The sequence below is a fragment of the Nocardioides bizhenqiangii genome (assembly GCF_034661235.1).
In the GTDB taxonomy this organism is placed as follows: domain Bacteria; phylum Actinomycetota; class Actinomycetes; order Propionibacteriales; family Nocardioidaceae; genus Nocardioides; species Nocardioides bizhenqiangii.
The window spans coordinates 2124036-2145667 of record NZ_CP141059.1 but is presented as its reverse complement, the minus strand read 5'-3'; the positions used below and the strand labels follow the sequence as shown (position 1 = coordinate 2145667).

Below are 21632 nucleotides of genomic sequence, written 5' to 3'. Positions count from 1 at the left end.
AGCGAAGCGAGCCGCAGCTGAAGTTTGCGCCGTGTCGGCGGGCGCGGAGCTTGCGCCAAACCGGCCGACTCGGTGCGCCAATAGGGAAGATTCGCGGTTACTGGGTCACCCGATAGGCGTCGAACACACCGGGGATCGACCGCACGCTCTTGAGCACGGTGTCGAGGTGCTTGGCGTCGGCCATCTCGAACGTGAAGCGGGTCTTGGCGACCCGGTCGCGGGTGGTGGTCAGGTTGGCCGAGAGGATGTTGAGGTGCGCGTCCGAGAGGACCATCGTGATGTCGGACAGCAGGCGTGAGCGGTCCAGCGCCTCGACCTGGATGTTGACGAGGAACGTCGTCTGGCCGGTCGGGGCCCATTCGACCTCGTGCACCTTCTCCGGCTGCGCCAGGAGGCTGGCGGCGTTGGTGCAGTCCTTGCGGTGCACCGACACCCCGCCGCCCTTGGTGACGAAGCCGAGGATCGCGTCGGGCGGGACGGGGGTGCAGCACTTCGCGAGCTTGACCCAGACGTCTGGCGCGCCCTTGACGACGACACCGGCGTCGGTGCCCGGCGCCAACCGGCGCGGGCGGCCGCGGCGACCGGTGATGGTGACCGCCTCGGCGAGGTCCTCCTGGGCGCCCTCGTCACCGCCGTGCATCTCGATGACGCGCCGGACCACGGCCTGCGCACCGAGATTGCCCTCGCCGACCGCCGCGTAGAGGGCGGTGACGTCCGCGAGGCGGAAGTGCTCGGCGACCAGGTTGAGCGATTCGTGGGTGAGCAGCCGTTTGAGCGGCAGCCCCTCCTTCCGCATCAGCTTGGCGATCTCGTCCTTGCCGCGGTCGATCGCCTCCTCACGACGCTCCTTCGTGAACCACTGCTTGATCTTCGAGCGGGCGCGCTGCGACTTGACGAAGTTCAGCCAGTCGCGGGATGGGCCGGCGGTCGGGGACTTCGAGGTGAAGACCTCGACGACGTCGCCGTTCTCGAGGGTCGACTCCAGCGGCACCAGCCGGCCGTTGACCCGGGAGCCGATGGTGTGGTGGCCGACCTCGGTGTGCACGGCGTACGCGAAGTCGACCGGCGTCGAGCCCGACGGCAGCGCGATGACATCGCCGCGGGGGGTGAACACGTAGGTCTCGGTCTGGTTGATCTCGAACCGCAGAGACTCCAGGAACTCCCCCGGGTCCTCGACCTCGCTCTGCCAGTCGAGGAGCTGGCGCACCCAGCTCATGTCGTCGACGTCGCCGCGCTTGTCGGTGTCGACGCCGGTGCGGCCGTCCTCCTTGTACTTCCAGTGCGCCGCGACGCCGTACTCGGCCCGGCGGTGCATCCCGAAGGTACGGATCTGCATCTCCACCGGCTTGCCCTGCGGGCCGATGACCGTCGTGTGGAGCGACTGGTACATGTTGAACTTCGGCATCGCGACGTAGTCCTTGAACCGGCCGAGGACCGGGTTCCACCGCGAGTGCAGGACACCCAAGACGCCGTAGCAGTCGCGGTCCTCCTCGACCAGGATCCGGATGCCGACCAGGTCGTAGATGTCGGAGAAGTCGCGACCGCCGACGATCATCTTCTGGTAGATCGAGTAGTAGTGCTTCGGCCGCCCGGTGACCGTCGCCTTGATCTTCGCCTCCCGCAGGTCCTTCTCGACCTGGGTGATCACCTCGGCGAGGAACTGGTCGCGTGACGGCGCCCGCTCGGCCACCATCCGCACGATCTCGTCGTAGATCTTCGGGTGCAGGGTCGCGAAGGCGAGGTCCTCCAGCTCCCACTTGATCGTGTTCATGCCGAGCCGGTGGGCGAGCGGCGCGTAGATGTCGAGCGTCTCGCGCGCGGTGCGCTCCTGGCTCTTCTGCGGGACGTAGCGCAGGGTGCGCATGTTGTGGAGACGGTCGGCGAGCTTGATGACCAGCACCCGGATGTCGCGCGACATCGCGACAATCATCTTGCGGATGGTCTCCGCCTGCGCGGAGTCGCCGTAGACGACCTTGTCGAGCTTGGTGACACCGTCGACGAGGCGGGCGACCTCGTCGCCGAAGTCCGCCCGGCACTGCTCCAGGGTGTACGGCGTGTCCTCGACGGTGTCGTGCAGGAGCGCAGCCACGAGCGTCGGCTCGGTCATGCCGATGCCGGCGAGGATCGTCGTCACCGCCAGCGGGTGCGTGATGTAGGGGTCGCCGCTCTTGCGCATCTGGGTGCCGTGCAGCCGCTCGGCGGTGACGTAGGCCCGCTCGATCAGGGCAAGGTCGGCCTTCGGGTGGTTGGCCCGGACGGCGCGGAAAAGCGGCTCGAGCACCGGGTTGGACGTCGACGTGCGGCTGCCCATCCGGGCCAGCCGCGCGCGCATGCCGCGGCCACCGGCGACGGTGTCGCTCGTGGTGCTCGTCGGCACTTCCGGCGGGCGCGCGGGAACGGGGCGGTCGCCGGCCCGTTCCTCACTCATGCACGGAGTCTATTCGGCCGCACCCGGTGGTCAGACCACGGTGAGTACGGTCAGCGGGACGTCGCCGACGGTGGCGCGGCCGGGGAGGAACGAGAGCTCCATGAGGAACGCCATCCCGGTCACGGTCGCGCCGCAGGCGCCGACGAGCTCGACCGTGGCGCGGGCGGTGCCACCCGTCGCCAGGACGTCGTCGATCACCAGCACCCGCTCGCCGGGCACCAGACCGTCGCCGTGGACCTCGAGCACCGCCTCGCCGTACTCCAGGGCGTAGGACACGGCATGCGTCTCCCCCGGCAGCTTCCCTGCCTTGCGGACGGGCACGAACCCGACCCCGAGAGCGAGCGCCACCGGAGCCGCGAAGATGAACCCGCGGGCCTCCATCCCGACGACCTTGTCGACGACCGGCCGGCCGTCGGCGTCACGTCCGGCCTCGGCCAGCGCTGCCACGACCGCGCGGAAGCCTTCAGGGTCGGCCAGGAGCGGTGTGATGTCCTTGAAGACGATCCCCGGCTGGGGAAAGTCCGGCACGTCACGGACCAGCCGCCCGAGCGCCTCCTCCGCAGCCAGCCTCGCAGCGGTCGGCTCCCCCGGCACCGCCTCGACCTACTTCTTGCCGCGCTTCGACCGCGCCTGTCGCACCGGCTGCTGCCGGCCGGAGCTGCTGCTGGGGGCGACCTTGCGCTGCGCGGTCGGGGCGACACGACCCTTGCCGAGCGCTTCCTCCGACGGCCGCGCCGGCTCGCCGGGTTCCTCGTCGACGTCAACGGGTGCTGGACGTGCAGGCCGGTCATCCACGACACCAGGGGTGTCCGGCGTGTCCGCAACGTTGCCCCTGACGGCCGGGACCGAGGCGTACTTGTCTGCCAACGCCCGCTTCCTCGCCCGGGCCCGCCGCGCCTGCTCGACGACCTCGGTCTCACTGGACTTCAGGTGCACGAGGACGCGCGGCGCGAGCATGACCGAGGAGTAGACGCCGGCAGCCATGCCGACGAACTGCGCCAGTGCCAGGTCCTGCAGCGAGCTCGCCCCGAGCTGTACGGCGCTCACGTAGAGGATCGCGCCGATCGGGATGAGCGCGACGATGCTGGTGTTGATCGAGCGCACCAGGGTCTGGTTGACCGCCAGGTTCGCCGCATCGTGGTAGGACTCCGTGCTCTTGCGGAGAGTGGTGGTGTTCTCCTTGATCTTGTCGAACACGACCACCGTGTCGTAGAGCGAGAAGCCGAGGATCGCCAGCAGACCGGTCACCGCCGCCGGCGTCACCTGGAATCCGGACAGTGCGTAGATGCCGATGGTCACCGCGAGGTCGTGGGTCAGCGCGACCATCGCAGCAACCGACATCTTCCACTCGCGGAAGTAGAACCAGATGAACAGGATCACGAGCACCAGGAAGACGGCGATGCCGATCAGCGCCCGCTCGGCGACCTCCTGGCCCCAGCTCGGCCCGACCTCCTGGACCGAGATGTCCTCGGTGGGGTCCACGCTCGGGAACATCTCGAGGATGACGGCCTCGGTCTCGGTCTCGGAGGTCTCGGACAGCGTCTCCGTGGTCAGGACCAGTGAGTCGGGGCCGGCAGTCGTGACCGACGGGTTCTCGGCGTTCTCGATGCCGGCGTCGGCGATCGCCTCGCGGAGGTCGTCGGCGTCCGCCTGGTCGACGCCGCCCTCGACCGTGACCCGCTGCTCGGTGCCGCCCCGGAACTCGACACCGAAGTTGAGCGGCTTCACGATGACGGCGGTGATCGCCAGTCCGACGAGCAGGAGGGTGAACCCGTACCAGAGCGCCCGGTGACCCATGAAGTCGATCGACTTCTCACCGTTGTAGAGGTCGTTGCCAAGCCTCGACATCTTGCCCATCAGGCGTTACCTCCAGCGGTCGCGGGCCGGGCCGGCGGTCCATCCAGACCAAGCGTCTCGCGGCTCAGGCCCGAGAGCCGGTGGCCCGAGTTGAACGCCTTGAACTGTGCCAGCCACGACACCAGTGGCTTGGTGAACCAGAACAGGACGGCGAGGTCGATGAGCGTCGACAGGCCGAGCGCGAACCCGAAGCCCTTGACCGCACCGGTGGCGAACACGTAGAGGATCAGCGCCGCGAGCAGGTTGACGGTGTTGGCCGCGAACCGGGTCACCCGGGCGCGGGCCCAGCCGGTCTCGACCGCGACCCGCATCGACTTGCCCTCGCGCATCTCGTCACGGATCCGCTCGAAGTAGATGACGAACGAGTCGGCGGTGATGCCGACCGCGATGATGAATCCCGCGATGCCCGGCAGCGTCAGGGTGAAGCCCGCCGCCTCGCTCAGCAGCAGCACCGTGCCGTAGGTGACGCCCGCCGCGACGAAGAGCGAGCCGACCACGACCAGGCCGAGGCCCCGGTAGTAGAGCAGGCAGTAGAGCATGACCAGGCCAAGACCGATGGCGCCGGCCGTGAGACCCGCTGAGAGCTGGTCGCCCGCCAGCGACGGGCCCACGTCCTCGGTCGTGACGTCCTCCTCGAACGAGATCGGGAGCGCGCCGAACTTGAGGCTGTTGGCCAGGTTGGCCGCGCTGTCCTCGTCGAAGTTGCCGGTGATCTGGGATCGACCATCGAGGATCGGGTCGTTCATCTCCGGCGCCGACAGCACCTGGCCGTCGAGCACGATCGCGAACTGACGTCCGGTGCCGGCCAGCTGGGAGGAGATCGTCTCGAAGTCGTCCTCAGCGCCGGTGGAGCCCTCGGGGTGCGCCTTTTCCTTGTTGTTGCCGAGCTCGAGGAAGACCGCCCAGTCGACCTCGCCCTGCGGGATGCCCGCGGACGCGTCGTCGAGCTCGGTGCCCTCGATGACCGATCGCGACAGCAGGTACTTGGTGACGCCGCCGCCCTCGCCCTCGCGGACCTCGCAGGCGACGAGCGGCTGGTCCGGGTCATCCTCCTGGGGAGCGGGCACGGTCTCACCCTGCCGGTTGGTGCGGACCGTCGCGCCGTCCTCGTTGCACTGGAGCTCGTTGAAGAGCGCGATCGACTCCTGGTCGGGCGCGGCCGACCAGGCGATCTCGTCCTCGGCGGTGCGGACGCCCGCGTCGCCACCGTCCTCCTCGGGGGCATCGGTCCCGGTCTCGGTCGGGCTGGCGGTGTCGGTCGGGCTCGCGGTGTCGGTGGGTTCGTCGTTCGCCGTGCCCTGGTGGCCGGGCTTGTGGTCGAGCGCCAGCGGTGCGCGGCCCAGCGGCAGACCGCCGGTCGCGCACGGGTCCTGCGCGCCCTCGACGCAGGCGACCAGGCGGAAGCGGAGCTGGGCCTGACGCCGGACCAGCTCCTCGGTCTCGCGCCGGTTCTCCGTGGAGCCCGGGATCTCGACGACGATGTACTGGCCCGACTGCGCGGTGACCTCGGCCTCGGAGATACCCGACGCGTTGACGCGCTGATCGATGATCCGCCGCGCCTCCTCGAAGTTCTCGTCGCTCGGGTCACCGGTCGCCGTCATGGTGATCCGGAGACCGCCCTGGAGGTCGAGGCCGAGGGACGGCTTCCAGGTGCCGGCGATGGCGACCAGGCCGAACAGCACGCCGACGCCCACGAAGAAGGCGATCAGCGTCCGGCCGGGCCGGAGGCGGCGCGGCGCCACGTCAGCGCTCCCCGCCGTCGGCGTCGGTCTGGGTGTCGGTCTGGGTGTCGGTCTGGGTGTCGGTCTCGGTGTCGGTCGAGTCGTCGGCGGGCGACTCGTCAGGCTCGTCCCGGCGGACCACCGAGGCGACGGCGCCGCGCGCGACCTTGACGTTCACCCCCGGTGCGATCTCGATGAGGAGCGTCGTGTCGTCGGTCTCGCTGACGGTGCCGAAGATGCCCGAGGTGAGGACGACCGGCTCACCGGGAGCGATCGACGCCTGCACCCGGGCGACTTCCTTCTGGCGCCGCTGCGCCGGCCGGATGATCAGCAGCCAGAAGATCGCACCGATCGCGACGATCCACAGCAGGGGGGCGAGATCCTTCACCAATGAGCCTTCCGAGGGTTCCTCCGGGACGCGGCTCCACGACCGGGTCCGGGCAGCCGCACGGAGCCCGGGGCGGGCCGACGGGCAAGTGTAGCCGCGCGTGTTACGCGGACCACATCGCCGTACGCCGACGGCCGGACGGGTCGCCGTACGACGTGTCCTACTCCTCGAACAGGGTGGGGTCGGCCTGCTCGACGGGCATCGGCGGGGGCGTCAGCCCGAGGTGCTCCCACGCGGCCGGGGTCGCGATCCGGCCGCGGGGGGTGCGGGCGAGGAACCCGCTGCGCACGAGGAACGGCTCCGCCACCTCCTCGACGGTCTCACGCTCCTCGCCGACGGCGACGGCCAGCGTCGACACCCCGACCGGCCCGCCTCCGAACCGTCGGCACAGCGCGTCGATCACGGCCCGGTCGAGCCGGTCGAGACCGAGCTCGTCGACCTCGTACAGCTCGAGCGCAGCCCGCGCCACCGGATGGGTGACCACTCCGTCGGCGCGGACCTGGGCGAAGTCGCGGACCCTCCGGAGCAGCCGGTTGGCGATCCGGGGCGTGCCGCGGGAGCGCGAGGCGATCTCGGCCGATCCTTCTTTCGTCAGCGCCACGTCGAGCAGGCCCGCCGAGCGGTGCACGATCCGGTCGAGGTCGGCCGACTCGTAGAACTCCAGGTGCGCGGTGAAGCCGAAGCGGTCGCGCAGCGGGCCCGGCAACAGTCCTGCCCGGGTGGTGGCACCGACGAGGGTGAAGGGCGGGATCTCCAGCGGGATCGCGGTCGCGCCCGGTCCCTTGCCGATGACGACGTCGACCCGGAAGTCCTCCATCGCCATGTAGAGCATCTCCTCCGCCGGCCGCGACATCCGGTGGATCTCGTCGACGAAGAGCACGTCGCCCTCGTTGAGCCCGGACAGGATGGCCGCGAGGTCACCCGCATGCGTGATCGCCGGCCCGCTGGTGAGGCGCAGCGGCGTGTTCATCTCGTGGGCGATGATCATGGCGAGCGTGGTCTTGCCGAGCCCGGGAGGGCCGGACAGCAGCACGTGGTCGGGCGCCCGTCCCCGGCGGCGGGCCGCCTCGAGCACCAGGCCCAGCTGGTCGCGGACCCGGGTCTGTCCGACGACCTCGTCGAGGCTGCGCGGCCGCAGCGCCGCCTCGACCGCGCGGTCGTCGCCCTCGGCCTCCATCGCGGTGAGGGACCGCAGGTGGGAGTCCTCGGCCACCTCGAGCTCGTCCTCGTGGAAGGGCATCGCGATCAGGCCTTCGAGAGGCCGCGGAGCGCGGCGCGGAGCAGCGACCCGACATCGGGGACGTCGCCCGCCTGGTCGGCGACGGCGTCGACGGCCTTGTCGGCGTCCTTTGCGTTGTAGCCGAGGCCGATCAGGCCCTGGGTCACCTGGTCGCGCCAGGGCTCGGCCGGTGCGGCCGGGAGGGCGCCGCCGCGTCCCCTCGGGGCGCCGATCCGGTCCTTGAGCTCGAGGATGATCCGCTGGGCACCCTTCTGGCCGATGCCGGGGACCTTGGTCAGCGTCTTCACGTCGTCGACGGCGATCGCGGTCCGGACGCCGTCCGGGGAGAGTACGGCGAGCATCGCCTGGGCGAGCTTCGGACCGACGCCGGATGCGGTCTGCACGAGCTCGAACACCGACTTCTCGTCTTCGTCGGCGAAGCCGAACAGGGTGAGTGAGTCCTCGCGCACCACCATGCTGGTCGGGAGCGTCGCCTCGGCGCCGGTCCGCAGCGTGGCCAGCGTGCCGGGCGTGCACATGAGCTCGAGGCCGACGCCACCCACCTCCAGCACCGCGCTCGAGAGCGTGACGGCCGCGACCCGGCCCCGGACGTGCGAGATCATGGCCTGTTGCCTCCTGCCGCGGCGACCGCCGCATCGATCCTGGCCTGCGCTCCCCCGCGCCAGATGTGGGTGATCGCGAGCGCCAGCGCGTCGGCCGCGTCGGCCGGCTTGGGCATCGCGTCGAGGCGGAGGATCCGGGTGACCATCATGCCGACCTGCGCCTTGTCGGCGCGCCCGTTGCCGGACACGGCCGCCTTGACCTCGCTCGGCGTGTGCAGCGCGATGGGCAGACCGCGGCGGGCAGCGCAGACCATCGCGATCCCGCTGGCCTGGGCGGTGCCCATCACCGTGCTGACGTCGGACCGGGCGAAGACCCGCTCGATCGCCACCGCGTCCGGACGGTGCTCGTCGAGCCACGCGTCGATGCCCCGCTCGATCGAGACCAGTCGCTCGGGCACCGAGAGGTGGGACGACGTCCGGACGACGTTGACGTCGACGAGCCGCAGCGGTCGACCCACGTCGCCCTCGACCACGCCCATCCCGCAGCGGGTCAGGCCGGGATCGACCCCGAGGACACGCATCCGGACCCCGCCTTCCTGTCGAACACCTGTTCGGTGCCAACGCTAAGGTCGGCGGTCGCCTCACCGGGTCTCGACACGCCGGTCACGACCTCGTTCCTCGGTCGCACGCCGTCCTCGCTACGCGTCCACGGCCTCCATGACCTCGTCCGGGACGTCGGCGTTGGAGAAGACGTTCTGCACGTCGTCGAGGTCGTCGACGGCATCGATCAGCCGGAACACCTTGCCGGCGGCGTCCGGGTCGGCGACGGGGATGTCGAGGGAGGCGACGAACTGCACCTCGGCCGAGTCGTAGTCGATCCCGGCCGCCTGCAGCGCCGTACGGACCGCGACGACGTCGGTCGCCTCGGCCTGCACCTCGAAGGTGTCCCCCAGGTCGAAGACCTCTTCGGCACCGGCGTCGAGGGTGGCCTCGAGGACCATGTCTTCGGTGACCTCGGTGACCTCGGTGGCCTTGCCTTCCTTCTCCTGCGCCTTGGGTACGACGACGACGCCCTTGCGGTTGAAGAGCCGTGACACCGAGCCGGGGTCGGCCATGGTGCCGCCGTTGCGGGTGACCGCCGTCCGGACCTCCATCGCCGCGCGGTTGCGGTTGTCGGTCAGGCACTCGACGAGCAACGCGACGCCCTGCGGTCCGTAGACCTCGTACATGATCGTCTCGTAGTCGACGGCGCTGCCCTCGAGGCCGCCGCCGCGCTTGACCGCGGAGTCGATGTTCTTGTTGGGGACCGACTGCTTCTTGGCCTTCTGGATGGCGTCGAAGAGCGTGGGGTTGCCGGACGGGTCGGGGCCACCCATCTTGGCGGCGATCTCGATGTTCTTGATCAGCTTCGCGAAGAGCTTGCCCCGCTTGGCGTCGATGGCCGCCTTCTTGTGCTTCGTGGTCGCCCACTTGGAGTGGCCAGACATTCTTCCCTCTTCCGATTCGACAACGGACCGATCTTACTGGCGCACCAGATCCAGGAAGAGTCGGTGGATGCGACCGTCGTCGGCGACCTCGGGATGGAACGACGTCGCCATCAGACGCCCTTGGCGTACGGCGACCGGGTGCCCCTCGGCCTCGGCCAGCACCTCGACGCCGGCACCGACCTCCTCGACCCACGGCGCGCGGATGAAGACCGCGTGCACCGGCCGGTCGAGACCCTTGAGGTCGAGGTCGGACTCGAAGGAGTCGACCTGCCGGCCGAACGCGTTGCGGCGCACGGTCATGTCGATCCCGCCGATCGTCTCCTGGCCGGCGACCCCGTCGAGGATCCGGTCGGCGAGCAGGATCATGCCGGCGCAGGTGCCGAAGGTCGGCATGCCGGAGGCGACCCGTTCCCGGAGCGGGTCGAGCAGGTCGAAGGTGCGGGCCAGCTTGCCCATCGTCGTCGACTCCCCGCCCGGCAGCACCAGCCCGTCGCAGCGGGCCAGCTCCTCCGGTCGCCGGACGGAGAACGCGTCCGCGCCCAACGCCGTCAGCGTCGTCAGGTGCTCGCGGACGTCGCCCTGGAGAGCGAAGACTCCGATGGCTGGCACGCCGTCAAGATTAGGGTTGCGCCCGTGCCGCAGTGGAGCCGCCTCCCCTCGACCGTCTTCGCGGTCGTCCTGCTGCTCTCCGCCTGCGGAAAGGACTCCGATACCGGCGAGCGCCGTAACGTCGTCGATGCGTCCAGAACCACCGGGTCCACGGAGGAGGTGGCGGGGTCCGCAGTCGCCGATGCGTACGCCGCGTGGGTCGAAGCGCTGGCTCGGCACGACGCCGCCGCCGCCTGCGCGCTCCAGGCGCCGAAGTTCACCATCGAGCTGCGGTACGAGGCGATCCTCGTGGATCGCGCCGAGCTCGGCGACCCGTGCACAGGCTTCGAGGCGCTGTTGTGGGAGGACCCCGAGTTCGACAGCGAAGTCGTCGACGTCGCCGTCACCCAGGAGACCGAGGAGGACGCGATCCTCGACGTGCAGCTCGCGTCACGGGACGTCACGGTCCGGATGGTCTACCACCGGGCGCGCTGGCGGGTCTTCTCGATCGCGGACCGCACCGAGGCCGGTACGGATGATGGCACCGAGGGCGGACCGGACGGCGAGGCCGGTCCCGCGCGGTGGGTGGCTGCCTGGTGCGCCGTGTCACCGGACCAGACCCGCGACGAGATCGTGGGACTGATGGGACCGCCCTCGGGTGAGTACACCGTCGCCGACGGCGGCGAGCCGCAGCTGTGGTGGGCCCGGGACCAGTACGACTTCCGCGTCTACCTCGACCCCGTCGACGGCTCGGTCCTCGAGCTGGTCGGCGACTACGACGCGCTCGGTGCCGACGACCGGGCGCTGCTCCCCTGCCCGGAGCTTCGGAACTAGTGTCCCGGGCGCGGAATCCGTGCAGTAGATCGTGGTCCGAGTGCGTGCATAGCAAGGCGGCGTCGCGACGGGGCGAGGTCAAGGAAGCGAGGTGCGTGCTCGGGGCGCGAGATACGGCGCGGATCTCAAGTCCGGGACACTAGGCCAGCTCGGGGACGCGGAGGTGGGCGATGGCCAGTTCGTACTCCGCCGCGTCCATGATGTCGACGTCGGCCTCCCGGATCCCGGCTTCCCGGATCATCAGGGCCTCCTCCCGCGACAGCTGCAGCGACTCGAGGGTCTTGAACGACGCGGTCGAGCACACCCGGCCCCGGGCGCGGTCGACCATCAGGCTGGCGCTGCAGAACCCGGGCAGCTGCTCGATCCGTGGGAGCAACCCGGTGCGGTAGATATCGACGCCGCGGTCCAGGTTGCCATCGGCGGCCTTCAGCCAGGTGACGCGGCACCACCGGTCGGTGTGTGCCGGGTCGGCACGCCGCATCACGGCCACCTGCCACTCCTGGACGGCAGGGGGCGCGTTCAGGATCCCGCCGACGCGGTCGCGGAACTTCGTCAGCCGGTCACTGGACGCACGCATCGCGTCCACGTCGTCCCATGAGGTGGTCGTGATGCACTCACCGGTCGGACGGTCGATCATCATCGACAGGCCCACCCAGCCCGGGACATCGGCGAGAGCGGGCATCACCTCGTCGCGAACGAAGTTGAACGCCCCGCTGATGCCGGACGGGTCACCGTGGAACGTCGAGGTGCGAGCGAACACGGTCCCAGCGAACACCCGACCAGCGGGTGGGCGCAATGGCCCATCCGGGCCGTTCTACCAGCCGCGCTCGGCGAGCCGGTGCGGCTGGGGGATGTCCTCGACGTTGATGCCGACCATCGCCTCGCCGAGGCCCCGGGAGACCTTGGCGACGACGTCGGGGTCGTCGTGGAAGGTCGTCGCCTTGACGATCGCCTCGGCCCGCTGGGCGGGGTTGCCGGACTTGAAGATGCCCGAACCGACGAAGACGCCCTCGGCGCCGAGCTGCATCATCATGGCCGCGTCGGCCGGGGTCGCGATGCCGCCGGCGGTGAACAGCACGACGGGCAGCTTGCCGTTGCGGGCGACCTCGACCACCAGGTCGTACGGCGCCTGCAACTCCTTCGCCGCGACGAACAGCTCGTCCTCGGCGAGCGACCCGAGCCTGCGGATCTCCCCGCGGATGGTGCGCATGTGGGTGACCGCGTTGGACACGTCACCGGTGCCGGCCTCGCCCTTGGAGCGGATCATCGCCGCGCCCTCGGTGATCCGCCGCAGCGCCTCGCCGAGGTTGGTCGCGCCGCACACGAACGGCACGGTGAACGCCCACTTGTCGATGTGGTTGGCGTAGTCGGCCGGGGTGAGCACCTCGGACTCGTCGATGTAGTCGACGCCGAGGCTCTGCAGCACCTGGGCCTCGGCGAAGTGACCGATCCGCGCCTTGGCCATCACCGGGATCGAGACCGCCTCGATGATCCCGTCGATCATGTCGGGGTCGCTCATCCGCGAGACGCCGCCCTGGGCCCGGATGTCGGCGGGCACGCGCTCGAGCGCCATCACGGCGACGGCGCCGGCGTCCTCGGCGATCTTGGCCTGCTCGGCGGTGACCACGTCCATGATGACGCCGCCCTTGAGCATCTCTGCCATGCCGCGCTTGACCTTCGTCGTACCCAGTTCGTGCTGCTCGCTCATGGGTCGATTCTAGGCCGTGGGCGGCTTCTCCCCCGCATCGAGGTCATCCCCGGAAGGGGCGTCGAGCACGGCCGCCTGGCGGTAGACCTTCAGCACCCGGAACACCACCGTGTAGGCACTCGCCGCCGCCAGTGCCCAGAGGGTGACGTACATCAGGATCGGCAGGTCGAAGATGGCGCCCAGGCCGGTCATGACCAGGATCGAGACCAGCCGGTCGGCGCGCTCAGCGAGCCCGCCCTTGGCGTCCATGCCGAGCGACTCCGCCCGCGCCCGGGAGTACGACGTCACCGAGCCCATCACCAGGCACCACAGCGACACGCACAGGTAGAGATAGCTGTCGCCGGGGCCGGCGAAGTAGAGCGCGAGCCCACCGAAGATCGCGCCGTCGCCGATCCGGTCGAGGGTCGAGTCCCAGAAGGCGCCGAAGCGCGACTTCCGCTCGAGCATCCGCGCCATCTTGCCGTCGATCAGGTCGCTGAAGACGAACGCGGTGATGAAGAGGACGCCGTACAACAGCTCGCCACGGGGGAAGAACGCCAGCGCCCCCACGCAGACGCCGATGGTGCCCACGAGCGTCACCGCGTCGGGGCTGACGCCGAGCTTGAGGAACAGCTTGACGAACGGCATGAGCACGACGCCCTGCCAGAAGTCCTTGAACCGGTCGAGCACGACGCAGAGGCTAAGGCATGTTGCCGGGAGACCATGCCTCGGCGAGCAGGTCGCGGGTGTCGTCGAGCAGCTGCGGGAGCATCTTGGTGCCGGCCAGCACCATCAGGAAGTTGGCGTCGCCGGCCCAGCGCGGCACGACGTGCTGGTGGAGGTGCCCGGCGAGCGACCCGCCGGAGGCCGAGCCGAGGTTGAGGCCGACGTTGAACGCGTGCGGCTGCGAGACCCGGCGGATGGTGACCAGCGCCTCCTTGGTCAGCTGGGCGATCTCGGCCGTCTCGGCGTCGTCGAGGTCGGTGTAGTCGGCGACGTGCCGGTAGGGCAGCACCATCAGGTGACCGGGGTTGTACGGGTAGAGGTTGAGGACGGCGTACGCCGTCTCCCCCCGCCGGACGACCAGGCCGTCGTCGTGGGACGTCGCCGGGTCGGGCGTGATCCGGCAGAACGGGCACGCGGGGAGGTCGGGGTCGGCCGCCTTCTCGTCGGACGCGTCACGGACGTAGGTCATCCGGTGGGGCATCCAGAGACGCTCCAGGCCGTCGGGATCGGTCATGTCCTACGACTGCTCCGCGACCCGGATCAGCTCGGCGAGCGACACGTTGGGAACGTCGATCCCGCGCGCCGTCGCCATGCCGTTGATCTGCAGCCAGATCGACTCGGCGAGCATGTTGACGAGCTGCTCCGCCTTCGGCGCCCGCTCCAGCCGCGACGTCCAGCGCCGGATGCTCGCGAACACCTGGCCGATGAGGCCGAACACCCAGGGGTCGAGACCGGCCCGGTCGTCGGCACTCAGCTCCACGCCGTCGTACTGCACGACCGTGTTCATCAGCTGCTCGATCTGCTCGGCAAGCGCCTCGATCGCCACCGCCAGCGGGTGCGGTCCGGGACCGGGCAGCTCCAGCTCGATGAACCAGAACAGGGTCGGGTGGTCGGTCGCCCAGCGCACCACCGCGTCGATGATCCGCCGGATGATCACGATCGGCGTGCCGTCGAACGAGAGGGCGGGGAGGATCACCTTGCCGAGGTCCTTGCAGATCTGCTGCTGCACCGCCACGTCGAGGTCGACGCGGTCGTGGAAGTGGCGGTAGAGCACCGTGCGCGCCAGCCCCGCCTCCTCGGCGATCAGCTGGACCTGGACGTCGTCGCCCGGCTCCGACCGCTCGAGCACCCGGATCGCGGCGTCGATGATGACGCGCCGCCGGGCCTGGTTGTGGGCCAGCCAGCGCAGCCGGCGGCCGTCGCCGCCGTACTCCAGGTCGCCAGACCCTTCATCGCTCACCGCGGCAGCCTATCCGGGTCAGATGAACCATGCCCCGCGGTGAACCACCCCGGCCAGAAGCCACCAATGAGCCGCAAGCACCGTCCGAGACACGCTCGCGCAATCAAGAGCCGTACTGGTGGAACCAGAGACCGAGGTCGAGGGCGATGCCGGGGCAGGTGACGTTGTGGTCCCGGTTGTCCGCCACCCACTGCCCGAGGATGGCCTGACCGCCCTGGATCGACCAGTCCTCGCCGCACCGGTTGAGCGCCTCCTCGCGTGAGGTCTGGCCCGCGGCCCGCCACTCGGGGACGCCGTCGAGCGAGAAGTCGCCGACCACCGTCTCCCAGAGGTACGGCGTGGAGTAGATGCCGATGGCGTAGCCGGCGTCGGTGTAGGCCCGGGCCGCGCCCTCGACGACGGCAGCGTTGGCGGCCTTGTTGGAGCTCCACTCGAAGAACGCGACCGGCTCGACGTCGATCCACACCACCGGCGTCTGCAATCCCGCTTGCGTCATCGTGTCCAGGTTGTAGCGGGCCTGCTGGTAGCCGACGTTCCTGAGCTGACCCTTGAGGGTGGCGCCGGAGTAGGGCCCGTCCCACTCGTAGCGCTTCAGGGTCGCGGCGTCGGGATAGCTGGACACGGCGTAGGCGGCTGCCATCAGCTCGCGCTCCTCCACCCACGCGACCTGGTCGGCCAGGCAGGGGTTGGGGGTGAACCCGGGGCCGTTGGTGAGGCCCATGATCACGAACTCGGCCTCGTCGACCGGCATCGGCAGACCTTGGGACCGCTTCTCCGGGATGCCCATCCCCTTGGGGCACTGCGGCCAGCTGATGTCCGCGCCCTGGACCGGCTCGTTGCGCGGCTCGATGGTGCCGCGGTTCTGGTTGGCCAGGTCCTCGGCCACGTCGGCGAGGTTGCTGGCGTTGGCCCCGGGGTCGGTGGCGTCGCCGTCCGTCGGAAGGCCGGGCTTGTCCTTGCCCTTGCCGGGCTTCTCGGTCTCACCGGTGGTCGGGGCCGACTCGGGCTGCGGCGTCTCCTCCTCGGCGCAGGCACCGAGTGAGAGCAGCACGGCGAGCGCCAGCGCGGATGCCGCGCGACGCCCCCCGGCGCTCATGTCAGACCTGCTCGCGCGAGGCGATCGCGGCAGCGACCCGTTCGATCGCCTCGGCGATCGGGACTCCGTTGTCCTGGCGGCCGTCGCGGTAGCGGAAGGACACCGCGCCCGCCTCCATGTCGTCGTCGCCGGCGATCACCATGAACGGCACCTTCTGCAGCTGCGCGTTGCGGATCTTCTTCTGCATCCGGTCGTCGGAGTCGTCGACCTCGACCCGGATCCCTCGAGCCTGCAGCTGCCGCGCGACGTCGTAGAGGTAGTCGTGGTGACGCTCCGCGATCGGGATCGCCTCCACCTGGACGGGCGCGAGCCACGGGGGGAAGGCGCCGGCGTAGTGCTCGACGAGGACGCCGAAGAACCGCTCGATCGATCCGAACTTCGCGGAGTGGATCATCACCGGCTGCTGCTTGGAGCCGTCGGGGGCGACGTACTCGAGGTGGAAGCCCTCGGGCTGGTTGAAGTCGTACTGGATCGTCGACATCTGCCAGGTCCGGCCGATGGCGTCGCGCGCCTGGACGGAGATCTTGGGGCCGTAGAACGCGGCGCCGCCGGGGTCGGGCACCAGCTCGAGGCCGGTCTCGTTGGCGGCCTCCTCGAGCACGCGGGTCGCGACCTCCCACTGCTCGTCGCTGCCCATGAACTTGTCCTTGGCGTCGTCGCGAGTGGACAGCTCGAGGTAGAAGTCGTCGAGACCGAAGTCGCGGAGCAGGCTCAGCACGAAGCCGAGGAGGTGCTTGACCTCGTCGGGCGCCTGGTCAGGGGTGACGTAGGAGTGCGAGTCGTCCTGCGTGAGTCCGCGCACGCGGGTGAGCCCGTGCACGACGCCCGACTTCTCGTAGCGGTAGACGGAGCCGAACTCGAACATCCGCAGCGGCAGCTCACGATAGGACCGCCCGCGCGACCTGAAGATCAGGTTGTGCATCGGGCAGTTCATCGCCTTGAGGAAGTACCGGCTGTTCTCCATCTCCATCGGCGGGAACATCGTGTCCTCGAAGTACGGCAGGTGCCCGGAGGTGTGGAACAGCCCCTCCTTGCTGATATGGGGCGTGCCGACGTACTGGAAGCCCTCCTCGATGTGCCGCAGGCGGACGTAGTCCTCCATCTCCCGCTTGATCACGCCGCCCTTGGGGTGGAAGACGGCCAGGCCGGAGCCGATCTCGTCGGGGAAGCTGAACAGGTCGAGCTCGCGGCCGAGCTTGCGATGGTCGCGCTTCTCGGCCTCCTCGAGCCGGTGGAGGTAGTCCTCGAGCGCCTCCTTGGACTCCCAAGCGGTGCCGTAGACGCGCTGGAGCTGCTTGTTCTTCTCGTCGCCGCGCCAGTACGCCGCCGCGGAGCGCATCAGCTTGAACGCCGGGATCCGCTTCGTGGTCGGCAGGTGCGGGCCGCGGCAGAGGTCCTTCCAGGCGACCTCGCCGTTGCGGTCGATGTTGTCGTAGATGGTGAGCTCGCCCGCGCCGACCTCTGCGTCAGCGCCCTCTGCGGCATCCGCTGCGCTGCCCTTGAGACCGATCAGCTCGAGCTTGTACGGCTCGTCGGCGAGCTCGGCACGCGCGTCGTCGTCGTTGGTCACCCGGCGGGAGAACCGCTGGTTGTCCTTGATGATCTTGCGCATCCGGGTCTCGATCTTCGCGAGGTCGTCGGGGTGGAAGGGCACCTCGACGTCGAAGTCGTAGTAGAAGCCGTCCTTGATCGGCGGACCGATGCCGAGCCTGGCGTCGGGGAAGAGGTCCTGCACGGCCTGCGCCAGGACGTGGGCGCAGGAGTGGCGCAGGATGTCGTGGCCGTCGCTGCTGTCGATCGCGATGCCTGCGACCTCGTCGCCGTCGGTCAGCTCGTAGGAGAGGTCCTTGAGCTCGCCGGCGACCCGGGCTGCGACGACGTGCGGCTCGTCCTTGAAGAGCTCCCAGGCCTTCGTGCCCGCTCCCACGGAGAGCGTGGTCGTCTGCTGGCCCTCGCGCGCGTCGGCGGGGACGAGGACGACCTTGATGTCGGACACGGAGACCTCTTCGGGGTGCGGCTGAGCGGCCGCCGCGGACGCGGGGCCGTGCTTCAAGGGTATCGACCGACCGGGTCAAGGCGCGCGGCAGTTGGCCTCCCGCCCCGTCGGTCGAGGAGGTCGCGCCGGGACCGTCTCGAGACCCCTCGCGGCCGCCGGTCTACAGACGGTCGAGCCTGACCCTGCCGATCCGGCCGATCGGGCTCGCGCAGGCCTCACCCCAGGTAGGAACGACACCGCCGTTGCACGCGCGCCAGCCGTTCTCGAACCCGCGGGCTCCGCCGTTCACACGCAACCCGAAGTCCTCACCGAAGATCGGGATGCGGAAGAACCCGTTGACGTCGGTGACGTCGGCGTCCAGCACCACCCCGAGGTGCTGCGCGTCCCGGGTGCTGACGTTGATCCCCCGCAGCCGGTTGCCGGTGGCGGCGTTGACGACCGTCCCGCTGATGAACGACGGCGCAGCCAGCACCCGACCGAGGAGGTCGCCGGGATCGACCGGCGTCGCGTCGGCGACGTCGAACTCGACATAGCTCGGACCGGTCGGCCGGTCGCTGACGAAGCCGCCCTGGACGCGGCTGTTACGGACGACCTCCACCCAGTGCGGGGTGTCGAGGCTCGGCGACAGCACGAACTCGCCGTCGTCCTCGGTGGTCACCGTGTCGACCAGGACGCCCGGCGCACCGCCGTCGTCCTCGTACAGCCGCACGGTTGTGTTCGCCATCGGCGTTCCGCCGTACTGGACCACCTGGCCGCGGATCACCGCACCTGCGGTCGCCTGTGGCGGAGCGACGGCGTGGAACAGCGCCGCGACGACGGCGAGGACGAGCACAGAGACGATTCGGCGCATGGGGTACCACCTGAGCGAAGGGACGATCTCGGCGAGCACATCCCGAGCGCACCCGTGCCGGAAACGCTACCGCCGGCTGGCCTCCGGGGGACGCGAACCGGGGAGAACACGCCGGTGCCAGGATGCGGACATGAGCGAGCTCGAGGTGGTCACGGTCGGGAGCGACGTCTTCCTCTGCCGGGGAAGAGACGTCAACTGGGTGATCCTCCGCGAGGGCACCGACCTCACCCTCGTCGACGCCGGCTACCCGGCGTACGCGCCGATCGTCGAGAAGTCGGTGCGACGGATCGGCGGCCGGCCCGAGGACGTCCGCGGCATCGTCGTCACCCACGGCCACGTCGACCACATCGGCGGTCTCGCGCACTTCCACGGCAGGTACGGAACTCCCGTCTTCGCGCACCCGCTGGAGGTGCCGCACGTACGACGCGAGCGCCTCGAGCAGGCGACCCCGGTCCAGGTCGCGCGCAACGCGCACCGGTCGGGCGTCCTGACCTGGTCGCTGCGCATCACCCGCGCGGGCGCGCTGCGCGACGTGGCGTGCGCCGACGTCCAGCCGCTGACGCCCGGCTCGCCGCTGGACCTTCCGGGCCGTCCGGTGCCGGTCGCCACCGCCGGGCATACCAGCGGGCACACCGCCTACCTGGTGCCCTCGGCCGGTGCCGTGGCGACGGGTGACGGACTCTGCACAGGGCACGCGACCTCTCCGACGGTCGGACCGCAGCTGCTGCCGCGGATGTTCCAGCACGGCGACGACGCCGCCGGGCTGACGCCGCTCGAGGACCTCGATGCGGACGTGGTGCTGCCCGGCCACGGCCCGGTGCACCGGGGCCCGATCGGCGAGGCGGTCCGGGCGGCGCGGGAGTCGGCAGCTGCGCGGAAGTGGTGAGTGCCCGCGACGGAAGCGCGGCATCCCGGAGGCGCTCGTGGGTCATCCCTGCTGCTCCCCCGAGGCGACCTGTGTCGCTCTCGGGTCCCGGCATCCCCGCGGCATTGGCCCGTGAGCGTATGAACGAGGCGCCGACGGGCACCTTGTCCGTGCTTAGCAGATCAAGGCACGCCCACCGGCGCCTCTAGACCCAGGGGCCTCTAGCCAGGTTAGGGCACTTCTCAAGGAAGGAACCCGAGATGGCCATGCACGACACCGGGACCGCGAACACCAGCACGTCCCACACCTACACGCCCGATCGGCGGATCAGCACCGAGACCAAGGCGTCGTACAAGACGACAGAGCTCGCCGTCTACATCTTCGGCGTGCTCGGCGTCCTGATCGCCTCCCTCATCGTCGACGAGGGCGCCAGCGACTTCGGCGCGCAGGAGGCGTGGTTCTACGTCACCCTGCTGACGATCGGCTACATGATCAGCCGGGGTCTGGCGAAGTCCGGGACCCGGGAGCACTACGACGACTCAACCGGCTCGAACAGCGGCCAGGGCAGCCACGACCGCCACTGACCCGACGTTCCGAACGACCGTCCCTCTCGGCTCCGGCCGGGAGGGACGGCGTCGTTCTCGGAGCTGATGTGCAAACGTTCTGGTGGGCGATACTGGGTTCGAACCAGTGACCTCTTCGGTGTGAACGAAGCGCGCTACCACTGCGCCAATCGCCCCGGTGATGCGAAGCGAGACTTTAACGCATCACCACTCACGACCCGGAATCGACCACCGTCGGTCGAAACCCTTCGCTGGTCGAGTAGCCCGAGCCGCCAGGCGAGGGCGTATCGAGGCCCTCAGCGTCCAACCAGCTCCGGCTCCCGCTTTCGCCAGGTCACCAATGCCTCTCGCGTCACCGGGCCGGGCGCATCGAGCTCGCGGTCGTCCCAGCGGGACACGCCCTGCACGTCGCGGGTGGTCGACACCAAGAAGATCTCGTCGGCCTGCGCCGCGACCTCGATCGGCTCGTCGACCTCGGTGCCGCCGAACCACTCCAGCACCAGCCGCCGGGTGACGCCGGCGAGGCAGCCGCTGGCCAGGGTCGGCGTCCGCAGCTCACCGTCGACGACGTAGAAGACGTTGGAGCCGGTGCCTTCGCACAGGTGGCCCTGGAGGTTGGCGAAGACCGCCTCGGTCGCGCCCTTCTGCTGGGCGGCGGCGAGAGCGACGACGTTCTCGGCGTACGACGTGGTCTTGAGGCCCGCCATCGCTCCGCGCTCGTTGCGCGGCCACGGGACGGTGATGACCGTGGTCGTCTCCTTGGCCGGGTCCATCGGCGATGCCGCGACGATCACGGTCGGGTCGTCACTCCCCCGGCCCGAGCCCATCGGCGCCGGTCCCCCGGTCACCGTGATCCGCAGCCGGCCGAGCGGCATCGGGTCGCCGTCGAGAACGGCGGCCACGCCTCGTCGTACGACATCGACGTCGAGGCGGTCGAGCCCGAGACCTGTCGCCGACCGTTCCAGCCGGTCGAGGTGCAGGCCGAGCGCGAACGCCTGGCCGTCGACGACCTTGATCGACTCGAACACCCCGTCACCCACGGTCAGACCGTGGTCTGTCACCGGTACGGCGGGGGCGCTGGGGTCCGCGAGGAGCTCTCCGTTCATCCACACACGCATACGACTCACCCTACGAGCACCCGATTTTGGTGGCGATCAGACCATCGGCTAGGGTTCTCACGCGCATCAGCCGCACCGGGAAACAGCCGGTTCGGAGGTAGTCGCAGGCGGACGTAGCTCAGTTGGTAGAGCGCAACCTTGCCAAGGTTGAGGTCGCGAGTTCGAGCCTCGTCGTCCGCTCGGAGAGGTCAGACCCAGGCCTCCACTGGTGGGTTGGCCGAGAGGCGAGGCAACGGACTGCAAATCCGTGTACACGGGTTCAAATCCCGTACCCACCTCGATAACTCCACACCCGGGCGATTGGCGCAGCGGTAGCGCGCTTCCTTGACACGGAAGAGGTCACTGGTTCAAACCCAGTATCGCCCACCAACACATGAAGCCTTCTGAACAGCAGAAAACGCCGTCC

22 protein-coding genes and 4 tRNA genes are annotated in these 21632 nt (G+C 69.8%); 6 read left to right on the top strand and 20 right to left on the bottom strand.

Features of this window, described 5'->3' with window-relative positions; translation table 11 throughout:
• Positions 1-97: 97 nt before the first annotated feature.
• From SHK19_RS10330 to pdxT, 10 genes are all read right to left on the bottom strand, one after another.
• Positions 98-2332 carry a RelA/SpoT family protein gene (locus SHK19_RS10330; RefSeq protein WP_322457241.1) on the bottom strand — a complete coding sequence of 745 codons (2235 nt, stop codon included), beginning with the start codon at positions 2330-2332 and terminating at the stop codon, positions 98-100.
• A gap of 126 nt (positions 2333-2458) precedes the next feature.
• Entirely contained in the window at positions 2459-3022 is a 564-nt protein-coding gene (locus SHK19_RS10325; protein WP_322938595.1) for an adenine phosphoribosyltransferase, read from the bottom strand.
• Between the two features lie 9 nt (positions 3023-3031).
• The gene (gene secF / locus SHK19_RS10320; RefSeq protein ID WP_322457083.1) at positions 3032-4285 is read right to left on the bottom strand and encodes a protein translocase subunit SecF; all 1254 of its coding nucleotides are present in this window, start codon (positions 4283-4285) and stop codon (positions 3032-3034) included.
• A complete protein-coding gene (secD, locus tag SHK19_RS10315; protein WP_322938594.1) occupies positions 4285-6027 on the bottom strand; it encodes a protein translocase subunit SecD in 1743 nt (580 codons plus the stop codon). The genes secF and secD overlap by 1 nt, the downstream gene beginning before the upstream one ends.
• Before the next feature lies 1 nt (position 6028).
• Entirely contained in the window at positions 6029-6394 is a 366-nt protein-coding gene (yajC, locus tag SHK19_RS10310; RefSeq protein WP_322938593.1) for a preprotein translocase subunit YajC, read from the bottom strand.
• A 160-nt stretch (positions 6395-6554) separates the two neighbouring features.
• Positions 6555-7634: a Holliday junction branch migration DNA helicase RuvB gene (ruvB, locus tag SHK19_RS10305; RefSeq protein ID WP_322938592.1), complete on the bottom strand. Its 1080-nt coding sequence runs from the start codon at positions 7632-7634 to the stop codon at positions 6555-6557.
• Positions 7635-7639: 5 nt separating this feature from the next.
• Complete coding sequence (gene ruvA / locus SHK19_RS10300; protein ID WP_322457087.1) at positions 7640-8236, bottom strand: Holliday junction branch migration protein RuvA; 597 nt, start codon at positions 8234-8236, stop codon at positions 7640-7642.
• Entirely contained in the window at positions 8233-8757 is a 525-nt protein-coding gene (gene ruvC / locus SHK19_RS10295) for a crossover junction endodeoxyribonuclease RuvC (RefSeq protein WP_322457088.1), read from the bottom strand. Before ruvC ends, ruvA begins: the two co-directional genes overlap by 4 nt.
• 117 nt (positions 8758-8874) lie before the next feature.
• Positions 8875-9663, bottom strand: coding sequence for a YebC/PmpR family DNA-binding transcriptional regulator (locus tag SHK19_RS10290; protein WP_322457089.1), 789 nt, complete (start codon positions 9661-9663; stop codon positions 8875-8877).
• Positions 9664-9696: 33 nt separating this feature from the next.
• The gene (gene pdxT, locus SHK19_RS10285; protein ID WP_322457090.1) at positions 9697-10272 is read right to left on the bottom strand and encodes a pyridoxal 5'-phosphate synthase glutaminase subunit PdxT; all 576 of its coding nucleotides are present in this window, start codon (positions 10270-10272) and stop codon (positions 9697-9699) included.
• 24 nt (positions 10273-10296) lie between these two features.
• Here pdxT and SHK19_RS10280 point away from each other — a divergent pair, with 24 nt between their 5' ends.
• Entirely contained in the window at positions 10297-11085 is a 789-nt protein-coding gene (locus tag SHK19_RS10280; protein ID WP_322938591.1) for a hypothetical protein, read from the top strand.
• Positions 11086-11224: 139 nt separating this feature from the next.
• Here the strand turns inward: SHK19_RS10280 and SHK19_RS10275 are convergent, their stop codons facing one another.
• The 8 genes from SHK19_RS10275 to SHK19_RS10240 form a co-directional block, all read right to left on the bottom strand.
• Positions 11225-11845 carry a hypothetical protein gene (locus SHK19_RS10275; protein ID WP_322938590.1) on the bottom strand — a complete coding sequence of 207 codons (621 nt, stop codon included), beginning with the start codon at positions 11843-11845 and terminating at the stop codon, positions 11225-11227.
• Positions 11846-11899: 54 nt separating this feature from the next.
• Positions 11900-12793 carry a pyridoxal 5'-phosphate synthase lyase subunit PdxS gene (gene pdxS / locus SHK19_RS10270; RefSeq protein WP_322457093.1) on the bottom strand — a complete coding sequence of 298 codons (894 nt, stop codon included), beginning with the start codon at positions 12791-12793 and terminating at the stop codon, positions 11900-11902.
• A 9-nt stretch (positions 12794-12802) separates the two neighbouring features.
• Positions 12803-13420, bottom strand: coding sequence for a phosphatidylinositol phosphate synthase (gene pgsA, locus SHK19_RS10265; protein WP_322457242.1), 618 nt, complete (start codon positions 13418-13420; stop codon positions 12803-12805).
• Positions 13421-13472: 52 nt separating this feature from the next.
• Positions 13473-14012 carry an HIT family protein gene (locus SHK19_RS10260; protein WP_322938589.1) on the bottom strand — a complete coding sequence of 180 codons (540 nt, stop codon included), beginning with the start codon at positions 14010-14012 and terminating at the stop codon, positions 13473-13475.
• A 3-nt stretch (positions 14013-14015) separates the two neighbouring features.
• Complete coding sequence (locus SHK19_RS10255; RefSeq protein WP_322457095.1) at positions 14016-14738, bottom strand: TetR/AcrR family transcriptional regulator; 723 nt, start codon at positions 14736-14738, stop codon at positions 14016-14018.
• Positions 14739-14841: 103 nt separating this feature from the next.
• Positions 14842-15834: a glycoside hydrolase family 25 domain-containing protein gene (locus tag SHK19_RS10250; protein ID WP_322457096.1), complete on the bottom strand. Its 993-nt coding sequence runs from the start codon at positions 15832-15834 to the stop codon at positions 14842-14844.
• A gap of 1 nt (position 15835) precedes the next feature.
• Positions 15836-17830: a threonine--tRNA ligase gene (gene thrS, locus SHK19_RS10245; protein WP_405030470.1), complete on the bottom strand. Its 1995-nt coding sequence runs from the start codon at positions 17828-17830 to the stop codon at positions 15836-15838.
• Positions 17831-17990: 160 nt separating this feature from the next.
• Positions 17991-18680 carry a transthyretin-like family protein gene (locus SHK19_RS10240; RefSeq protein WP_322457097.1) on the bottom strand — a complete coding sequence of 230 codons (690 nt, stop codon included), beginning with the start codon at positions 18678-18680 and terminating at the stop codon, positions 17991-17993.
• Between the two features lie 130 nt (positions 18681-18810).
• Between SHK19_RS10240 and SHK19_RS10235 the strand changes: the two genes are divergently transcribed.
• Positions 18811-19566 (top strand): MBL fold metallo-hydrolase, encoded by a 756-nt coding sequence (locus SHK19_RS10235; RefSeq protein ID WP_322938588.1) that lies wholly within the window; start codon positions 18811-18813, stop codon positions 19564-19566.
• A gap of 239 nt (positions 19567-19805) precedes the next feature.
• Positions 19806-20129, top strand: a complete 324-nt coding sequence (locus tag SHK19_RS10230) for a hypothetical protein (RefSeq protein WP_322938587.1) — start codon at positions 19806-19808, stop codon at positions 20127-20129.
• Between the two features lie 80 nt (positions 20130-20209).
• On the opposite strand, the gene SHK19_RS10225 is transcribed toward SHK19_RS10230, so the two are convergent.
• Together SHK19_RS10225 and SHK19_RS10220 are read right to left on the bottom strand one after the other, a co-directional pair.
• Positions 20210-20284 (bottom strand) — tRNA-Val (locus SHK19_RS10225).
• 120 nt (positions 20285-20404) lie between these two features.
• Positions 20405-21214 carry an aminotransferase class IV gene (locus SHK19_RS10220; RefSeq protein WP_322938586.1) on the bottom strand — a complete coding sequence of 270 codons (810 nt, stop codon included), beginning with the start codon at positions 21212-21214 and terminating at the stop codon, positions 20405-20407.
• 119 nt (positions 21215-21333) lie between these two features.
• Here SHK19_RS10220 and SHK19_RS10215 point away from each other — a divergent pair.
• The 3 genes from SHK19_RS10215 to SHK19_RS10205 all read left to right on the top strand — a co-directional run bounded on the left by SHK19_RS10215 (position 21334) and on the right by SHK19_RS10205 (position 21595).
• Positions 21334-21406 (top strand) — tRNA-Gly (locus SHK19_RS10215).
• 27 nt (positions 21407-21433) lie between these two features.
• Positions 21434-21504, top strand: a tRNA-Cys gene (locus tag SHK19_RS10210).
• Positions 21505-21520: 16 nt separating this feature from the next.
• Positions 21521-21595 (top strand) — tRNA-Val (locus tag SHK19_RS10205).
• The last annotated feature ends 37 nt before the right edge of the window (positions 21596-21632 follow it).

Excerpts from the sequence above, each read along its gene's own strand:
- SHK19_RS10260 (WP_322938589.1), bottom strand. The coding sequence starts at position 14,012 with ATGACCGATCCCGACGGCCTGGAGCGTCTCTGGATGCCCCACCGGATG.
- pgsA (WP_322457242.1), bottom strand. The coding sequence starts at position 13,420 with ATGCCGTTCGTCAAGCTGTTCCTCAAGCTCGGCGTCAGCCCCGACGCG.
- ruvC (WP_322457088.1), bottom strand. The coding sequence starts at position 8,757 with ATGCGTGTCCTCGGGGTCGATCCCGGCCTGACCCGCTGCGGGATGGGC.
- SHK19_RS10230 (WP_322938587.1), top strand. The coding sequence starts at position 19,806 with ATGGCCATGCACGACACCGGGACCGCGAACACCAGCACGTCCCACACC.
- pdxS (WP_322457093.1), bottom strand. The coding sequence starts at position 12,793 with ATGAGCGAGCAGCACGAACTGGGTACGACGAAGGTCAAGCGCGGCATG.
- SHK19_RS10220 (WP_322938586.1), bottom strand. The coding sequence starts at position 21,214 with ATGAACGGAGAGCTCCTCGCGGACCCCAGCGCCCCCGCCGTACCGGTG.
- SHK19_RS10290 (WP_322457089.1), bottom strand. The coding sequence starts at position 9,663 with ATGTCTGGCCACTCCAAGTGGGCGACCACGAAGCACAAGAAGGCGGCC.
- SHK19_RS10240 (WP_322457097.1), bottom strand. The coding sequence starts at position 18,680 with ATGCGCCGAATCGTCTCTGTGCTCGTCCTCGCCGTCGTCGCGGCGCTG.
- SHK19_RS10250 (WP_322457096.1), bottom strand. The coding sequence starts at position 15,834 with ATGAGCGCCGGGGGGCGTCGCGCGGCATCCGCGCTGGCGCTCGCCGTG.
- SHK19_RS10235 (WP_322938588.1), top strand. The coding sequence starts at position 18,811 with ATGAGCGAGCTCGAGGTGGTCACGGTCGGGAGCGACGTCTTCCTCTGC.
- ruvB (WP_322938592.1), bottom strand. The coding sequence starts at position 7,634 with ATGCCCTTCCACGAGGACGAGCTCGAGGTGGCCGAGGACTCCCACCTG.
- SHK19_RS10330 (WP_322457241.1), bottom strand. The coding sequence starts at position 2,332 with ATGCGCGCGCGGCTGGCCCGGATGGGCAGCCGCACGTCGACGTCCAAC.
- secF (WP_322457083.1), bottom strand. The coding sequence starts at position 4,285 with ATGGGCAAGATGTCGAGGCTTGGCAACGACCTCTACAACGGTGAGAAG.
- ruvA (WP_322457087.1), bottom strand. The coding sequence starts at position 8,236 with ATGATCTCGCACGTCCGGGGCCGGGTCGCGGCCGTCACGCTCTCGAGC.